Origin of the sequence: Streptomyces sp. OR43 (assembly GCF_008042275.1) — a bacterium.
Taxonomy (GTDB): domain Bacteria; phylum Actinomycetota; class Actinomycetes; order Streptomycetales; family Streptomycetaceae; genus Streptomyces.
This window is the reverse complement of record NZ_RDBK01000074.1, coordinates 1-3,996: the sequence shown is the minus strand read 5'-3', so window position 1 is coordinate 3,996 and position 3,996 is coordinate 1. Positions and strand designations below refer to the sequence as shown.

Below are 3,996 nucleotides of genomic sequence, written 5' to 3'. Positions count from 1 at the left end.
CCGCCCGGGCCTGGTACGTCGGCGACAACTTCGACCGCGACGTGCTGTGCGGGCGCCGCGCGTGCCGGGGCTACGCGTCATCGGCCGGTCCCGGGCCCTGCTGGGTGCACGCGGTGATCAGCAGGTCGCGGAGCCCGTACGGGTCGGCGACCACGGCATCCGGCTCGGCCCGGACCACGTACGGGCGCTCGTACGTGCCGCGGGCCTCCATCAGCACGCTCGCCCCGACGCCCGCCCGGCGCCCGCACAGCACGTCGCGGTCGAAGTTGTCGCCGACGTACCAGGCCCGGGCGGCGGGCACGTCCAGGGCGCGGGCGGCGAGGTGGATCATCTCCGGGTTGGGCTTACGGACGCCCGCCTCGTCGCTGTAGACCTGGAGGGCCAGCCGCTTGTCCAGGCCGGTGTTCCGCAGGTAGTCGCGGTGCACGGAGCCGCTCAGCGCGTTGGAGACGATGGCGGCCGGGACCCCGAACCGGTCGGCGGCGTCCAGGAGTTCAACCGTGCCGGCCCGTGTCTCGCGGTCCTGGCGCAGCTCTCCCTGGCGGTGGCACAGCACCAGGGCGTGGGCGGTGACGAAGGCCAGGGCGGCGGGGGGCCAGTCGGCGGCGACGAACTCCGTCCAGTAGCGGTGGGCGGTCATCTCGACCGGTGCGGCCGGCCGGGACATCGCGTTCTTCCAGTGCGAGTCGGCCGTGGCCGCCGCCCTGAGATCGCTGACGATGTCGTCGTGCGTCAGTTCGTGGCAGCCCGCGGCCTGGAGGTCGTGGTGCAGCTCGGTGGCCAGTTCCTCCGGCCAGGAGGGGCGGTTGGTGGTGGCGACGACGACTCCACCGAAGTCGAGCAGCAGGGCTGCGGGGCGGATCAGCTGGTTCACGGTGCGGTGTACTCCTTGGAGGGCGCGGGGACGGCCGAAGGCTCCGGGAGCCTGGCCCCGTTGCCGTCGAACAGATGCAGGTCGCTCAGGTCAACGGAGCAGCGGACGGTCTCGCCCGGCGCGGCGGTCACGGCCTTGAAGGAGACCAGGTACAGCTCCGTGWCCGCCGCGTCCAGCGACACCGTGGTGCTGGAGCCGGTCGGCAGCACGGTGGTGACGGTGGCGTCGAACTCCAGGACGCCGTCCGGGACGGGGCGGGGGGACGCGGGGCGCGCGGCGAGGCGGATCGACTCCGGGCGGACGCCGACCGTGCGCAACTTCCCGTTCAGATCGCGGCGTTCGGACACGACGCGGTCGTGGACGGCCCCGCGGAACGGGCCGTCGTCGTCGGTCCCCGCGTCGAAGAGGTTCATCGGGGGGCTGCCGACGAACTGGGCCACGAACGTGTTGGCCGGGCGGTGGTAGACCTCCAGCGGCGGGGCCAGCTGCTGCACCTCGCCCTTGTTCATCACGACGACGTGGGTGGCCATCGTCATGGCCTCCAGCTGGTCATGGGTGACGAAGACGATGGTGTGGCGCGTCTCGTCGTGCAGCCGCTTGAGTTCGGCCCGCATCTCCAGGCGCAGTTGGGCGTCGAGGTTCGACAACGGCTCGTCCAACAGCAGCACTTCGGGGTTGATGACGAGCATGCGGGCCAGGGAGACGCGCTGTTGCTGGCCGCCGGAGAGCTGGGCCGGATAGCGGTCGGCGGCCCAGTCGATCTGCATCATCTTCAGGGCCTTCATGGTCCGTTCGGCCCGTTCGGCCGCGCGGACCTTGCGTACCCGCAGCCCGAACTCGACGTTCCTGGCGACCGTGAGGTGCGGCCACAGGGCGTAGTTCTGGAAGACCAGCCCCATCTCCCGTTCCTCGGGCGGCACGAAGATGCCCTGCTCCACGCTGTCGCGTACCTTCCCGCCGACCGCGATGGAGCCCGAGTCGAGGTGCTCCAGGCCGGCGATCATGCGGAGCGTGGTGGTCTTGCCGCAGCCGGACGGGCCGAGCAGGCAGGTGAAGGACCCATCGGGTATCTCCAGGTCGAGGTTGTCGATGGCGGGGGGATGGGAGCCGTAGCTCTTCCGCACCGCGGTGAGCGCAATGGTGGGCATGGCGTCAGCCTCCGAGTCCCGATGAGAGGTTGGTCTTGGTCAGGCGCTGGGTCAGGTACGTGGCGAGGAAGGAGATCAGCGAGATGACGAGCACCACCGCGTTGGCCATCTGGTCGTAGGCGTAGTCCACGAGATTGATGGAGAGCGTGGTGAGCAGCTGGGTGCCGGTGGTGGTCAGCATGATCACGATGCTGAGTTCCTTCAGTCCGGAGATGAAGGGCAGCACCACTCCGGTGACCAGGGCCCCGCGCTGGATGGGAATGACCACCTTGCGCATCCGGGTGAACCAGCCGGCCCCCGTCACCTGCGCGGCCTCCTCCGGTTCCGGGCCGAGCTGCATCATGGCGCTGATGCCCGAGCGCGAGGAGTACGGGAGATGGGTGACCGCCAGCACGATGACGAGCAGGGTGATCGAGCCGTACATCGCCGGGACGGGCCCCCGCTGCACGGCGAAGAGCGTCAGGAACGCGGCCGCGAAGGCGATGCCGGGCACCATGTACGGGAGGAAGCTGATCTGGCGCAGGGCGACGCCCAGTCTGCTGCCGTTCGAGCGGACCACGACGTAGCCGATCAGCAGCCCGACGGCCCCGCAGATCAGTGAGGCCAGGCCGACGATGCGCAGGCTGTTCCACGCGGCGTCCCACAGCTGGGTTCCGCGCAGCACGCCGTGCGGGAAGCCGGGGGCGCCGGCGATGTGCTCGCCGATCCAGTACTTCAGCGTGAAGTTGTCGAGGCTGAACACGCCGGGGGTCTTGCTGATGGTGGACAGCGCCAGGGTGGCGACCGGGACGATCACGCCGATGGCGAAGATGGAGAGTGCGACGCCCAGCGCTGCCGGGCGCCAGCGCCCGAGCGGGCTGACGCGGTCCATCGCGCCCTTGCCGCCGACGGTCACGAACTTGCGCTGCTCCCGCACCAGTCGGGTGTCGATGACGATCACGATGATGCCGATCGCCACGATGACGCCGGCGAGCACGGCGGTGACGCCCTGCTGGTGGTCGTGGACGGCCCGGAACAGCGAGGTCGACAACAGCTCGTAGTTGACGGGGAGCCCGAGGATGTACGGCGTACCGAACGTGCCCAGGATGCGGCCGAAGACCAGCAGCACGGACGAGGACATGGCCGGCAGCATCAGGGGCAGGGTGATCCGCCCGAGGACCGTGCGGCGTCTCGCTCCGAGGACGCGTGCGGAGTCCTCCAGCTGGCTGTCGATGCGGCGCAGGGCGTTGCCGAACAGCAGCAGGACGAACGGGTAGTAGTGCAGCCCGAGGCAGATGACGATGGGGACGGCGCCGTAGGCGAGCCAGTCGGGGGTGTGGACGCCCCAGGCCTCCAGCAGGCCGATCTGCCCGCCCGAGCTGTCGTTCTTGAACAGCGCCAGCCAGGCCAGGGCGAACGTCCAGGACGGCAGCATGTACGGCACGACCAGCGCGGTCGACAGCCACTTGCGGCCGGGTATGTCGGTACGGGTGAGGAGCCAGGCGGCGGTGCCGCCGAGGATCACGGCGAGCAGGGTGACGCCGAGGGCGACGACCACCGTGTGCCGCAGCGGCTCCCAGAACAGGAAGTCGCTGACCGGTGAGCGGAAGACGCGCCACAGGTAGTAGCCGGTGAGTGCGCCGACCGACTGGCCGGACTTCCCGTCGTCGCCCACCTGCACCCGTGCGGCGTCGGAGAGTACGGCGACGAGCGGCGCCACCACGAGGTAGGCGAGCAGGAGGACGAGTACGCCCCCGACCACGTAGGTCGGCTCGTGGCGCAGCACGTTCAGGCGGTAGCGCAGTCGGTTCAGTCGTCCGGAGCCGCGCTTCCCGTTCGGGCCGCCTCGCCCGGCGGGGGAGGCGGCGGGGCGGGGCCGTCGGGCTGCTGATCGGCTACGTCGTGGTCCGCTCGAACGGCAGCAGACTGGGCGTCGCCCTGCGCCAGATCAGCTTCCTCCCGTACATGGCCAGATCAGCTTCCTCCCGTACATGG

General features: G+C 70.3%; 3 protein-coding genes. All 3 read right to left on the bottom strand.

Annotation, left to right across the window (positions count from 1 at the left end; all coding sequences use genetic code 11):
* Positions 1–70: 70 nt before the first annotated feature.
* Genes EAO72_RS40575 through EAO72_RS40565 form a run of 3 tightly spaced genes read right to left on the bottom strand, consistent with a single transcriptional unit; the run spans position 71 to position 3,787 of the window.
* Positions 71–874, bottom strand: a complete 804-nt coding sequence (locus tag EAO72_RS40575) for an HAD family hydrolase (protein ID WP_148022403.1) — start codon at positions 872–874, stop codon at positions 71–73.
* Positions 871–2,022, bottom strand: a complete 1,152-nt coding sequence (locus EAO72_RS40570; RefSeq protein ID WP_148022402.1) for an ABC transporter ATP-binding protein — start codon at positions 2,020–2,022, stop codon at positions 871–873. The genes EAO72_RS40575 and EAO72_RS40570 overlap by 4 nt, the downstream gene beginning before the upstream one ends.
* 4 nt (positions 2,023–2,026) lie before the next feature.
* Positions 2,027–3,787 (bottom strand): ABC transporter permease, encoded by a 1,761-nt coding sequence (locus tag EAO72_RS40565; protein ID WP_261991868.1) that lies wholly within the window; start codon positions 3,785–3,787, stop codon positions 2,027–2,029.
* Between the last annotated feature and the right edge of the window lie 209 nt (positions 3,788–3,996).